The sequence below is a fragment of the Weissella sp. DD23 genome, assembly GCF_001579105.1.
In the GTDB taxonomy this organism is placed as follows: Bacteria; Bacillota; Bacilli; order Lactobacillales; family Lactobacillaceae; genus Weissella; species Weissella cibaria.
The window spans coordinates 207,228-210,281 of sequence record NZ_KQ970390.1; the positions used below are offsets into that span (position 1 = coordinate 207,228).

The 3,054-nt window shown below is 42.4% G+C and carries 2 protein-coding genes and 1 pseudogene; all 3 read left to right on the forward strand.

The features are described 5' to 3' along the window. Positions 1-1,074, forward strand: a pseudogene (locus WEIDD23_RS12965) (hypothetical protein); the annotation flags it as partial. Beyond that, positions 1,071-1,985, forward strand: a complete 915-nt coding sequence (locus WEIDD23_RS01005) for a glycosyltransferase (RefSeq protein WP_010371824.1) — start codon at positions 1,071-1,073, stop codon at positions 1,983-1,985. The pseudogene WEIDD23_RS12965 and the gene WEIDD23_RS01005, both read left to right, overlap by 4 nt. 615 nt (positions 1,986-2,600) lie before the next feature. After that, the coding region (locus tag WEIDD23_RS14180) for an LCP family protein (protein WP_242865356.1) at positions 2,601-3,054 on the forward strand (454 nt) is incomplete at its 3' end.

Sequence of the window (3,054 nt, forward strand, 5' to 3'; positions counted from 1 at the left end):
GTGAATAATATCAATCAGGTAGGATGCCGGTTCATTCAAAACATTGTGCAAATTGTTGTCCTAGTTGTTTGGCAAAACTATGTGGCCTTCTTAATGCTCCACATTGGAGGAACGCTACTTGCTAATTTGTTGATTAATTGGCGGGCTAAGCAACAGTATCCAATGCTGACTTGGCGTTCATCGCAACGCATCCCAGAAACCATCAAACAAAAATTACGAGAGAACGTCCTTGGAAATATTTCAGCGAAGGTTGGTGTTATTGTCGTTAACGGTACCGATAATTTATTGATTGCTAAGTATCTAGGATTAAGTGTTTTGGGTGCCTATACAAATTACGCGTTAATTGTCCAAGGGTTAAGTAGTTTAGTTGGCCAGGTAATGGCAGCGATTGTTGGCGTTTTTGGCCACATTGGCGTAACCGAAAGCGTAGCGCAACAGCAAGTCGCGTACTATCGCAACTTATGTTTAATTGCGTTAGTTAGTACGGTCTTAGCAGGGGGCTGCTTTACTGTGATGCAGGATTTCATTCAGTTAGTATTTGGACCAGCATATGTTCTTGCTGATTTCACGGTCTTTTTAATCGTGATTAATTTGGGATTTACGATGTTGCGACAAGCAAATTTAAGTTTTGCAGCAGCGTTGGGATTGTTTTGGACCATGCGATATAAATCTTTAGTTGAAGCGGGTGTGAATTTGGGAACTAGTTTGTGGCTAATCACGCAAACTGATTTGGGAATCAATGCGGTGTTGCTGGGGAATATTATTAGTAATTTAGTCGTTAATTTCTGGTGGGAGCCGTGGCTGGTTTTCAAACACGGCTTTCAACAAAGTGCCAAATGCCCTTTAGTAAAGTTTGCGGCCTATCATGTTGCGTTAGCGGGTTTGGTTGGTGTGCACTATGTATGTCATGGGTGGCTACCACAAATGGGGTGGCTAGGTTTAATTTTTACGGGGATGGGTAGTGTTGTTGGCTATAGTGTTGTTTTTATCTTGGCGTTCAGTTGCCAAATTGAGACCCGTGATTTATGCAAAATCATGTGGCGTCAAATGACTGGGAGAAAGTATTTACGATGAGTGAATTTAAAGGGCAACCACTACTGAGTATTATCGTGCCAGTGTATAACAATGCCAAAACGTTGCCGGCCCTAATGCAACAGTTGCGGTTAGTCACTGCAGTGGAGGTGATTTTTATTGATGATGGATCCACTGATAGAAGTCTTGACGTAATCCGACATCAGCTAAAATTATTTGAGGATGGTCGACTAATCATCGCACAGCATGGTGGCGCAGCATCGGCCAGAAATCAAGGTATAGCGGTGGCCAAGGGGATGTATCTCGCATTCGTTGACGCTGATGATGAAGTGAATGGCGTCATGCTTAATAAAATTATAAAGACGCACCTGATAGCTCAGCAGGTCCAAATTGATTTGGTGTTGTTTGTTACAAACGGCCAGGTACATGACATGTCGTTAAACGCAACGAGCCGATTTCAATTATTGCAGGCACTGTTAAAATTGCCGGTGTTAACGAGTTATGAAGGCGTGGGGCCAGAGCCGTTCAATAAATTTTATCGCACACAATTAATTAGAGGTGCTAACCTAATGTTCAATGAATCATTGCACATGGGTGAAGATATGTTGTTTAATGTCGCGGTTTGCCAAAAGGCGACCGACGTACGATTTGTACCGGCGAACTATTATCAGTACCTACCAACAGCGCAGTCAACGACACGTCGCTTATCGTTTGATATCGTGGCCAATAGTCAGTGCTTTTTAGAAGCGTTACGACCGATAGTGCCAGTTGCATTAAGTGCTGCGAAGGTTGCGGACACAGTCGTGATGGATAGTCGACGCTTATGCCGTCAACCTGGTGGCTGGCTAAACATGCCACGATTGATACAAATGACCAGACAATATCAGTCAGACGCTAGCTCGTTGCCTTGGCGGAAAAGAGTGCTGTTCTGGGTGCTAAATAAATTATTGTAGTAAAAAGCAGTCACCAATGACATTGTGCCGGTGACTGCTTTTGTGATGATTAATCTTTTTCTGAACGGCGACCAGCGACTAGCATGGCCATGCCAATAACGCCAACTAATCCACCAAGAATAAAAGCTAAAATGATTCCCAGTATATACATATTGTGAACTGCCTCCGAACATAAGTGTAAAATATCTGGCGGTGACGTTCAAGTTTCAAATCGCTGGATAAAAAGTAGAACAACCTTCGTAAATCATTCATAAACGATTAGTAATATGAGGAGATAGAGAAGAAATAGAGGAGGGCAAATCATGATGATGTTAGTGTCATTTTTAGCCGGTGGATTTATTGGTGTGATGGGGATGGCGTTATTAGTCGCAGCTCGTATCAATGAAAACTAGTCGAAATTAAGAGATGGTGATCGATAACAGTTCGGTCACCGTTTTTTTACGCCAGATTTTTCGAACTTTAGGACATGTAACGGCCTTTTTAGGCTGAATTACTGACTACAAGTACGGGAGTGTTTATAAAAAAATAAACATCAACGGGAAATTACGGCAATTCAGTCAGTTTCGTTTTACAATAAATGCACAAGTATGTATTACAGTTGAGAAGGAGTGGCTCATGGATAACGAGCAAACACAACCCGTTTCACGCTCAAGTCGCTTAGCGAATGAACGTGGCGGAAAAAAACAAAAAGCCCCAAAAAATCAGGGTCCAAAGAAATCACATAAAGTCCGTAATTGGATTTTATCAATCTTATTGGTGATTGTCTTGGTAATTGCTGGCTTATTCGGCTATGCATATATGCAGACTAAGAGTGCTATCGATAAGTCATACGTGGCACCGACGATGAAGAAGGCGCGTGATGTGTCGGCTGTCTTGTCAGATGGTAAGCCGGTGTCATTGTTGCTATTGGGTACAGACACGGGTGCTTTGGGACGTGATTACAAAGGTCGAACTGACTCAATCATGATTGTGACCATTAATCCTAAAACAGATAAGACGACGATTATGTCAATTCCACGTGATACGTTGGTCGCGATTGATGGGTATGAGGATACCTTCCCACAAAAAA

What these genes read in the sequence shown, in the direction of transcription:
- WEIDD23_RS01005 (WP_010371824.1), top strand. Translation starts at nt 1,071, where the DNA reads ATGAGTGAATTTAAAGGGCAACCACTACTGAGTATTATCGTGCCAGTG.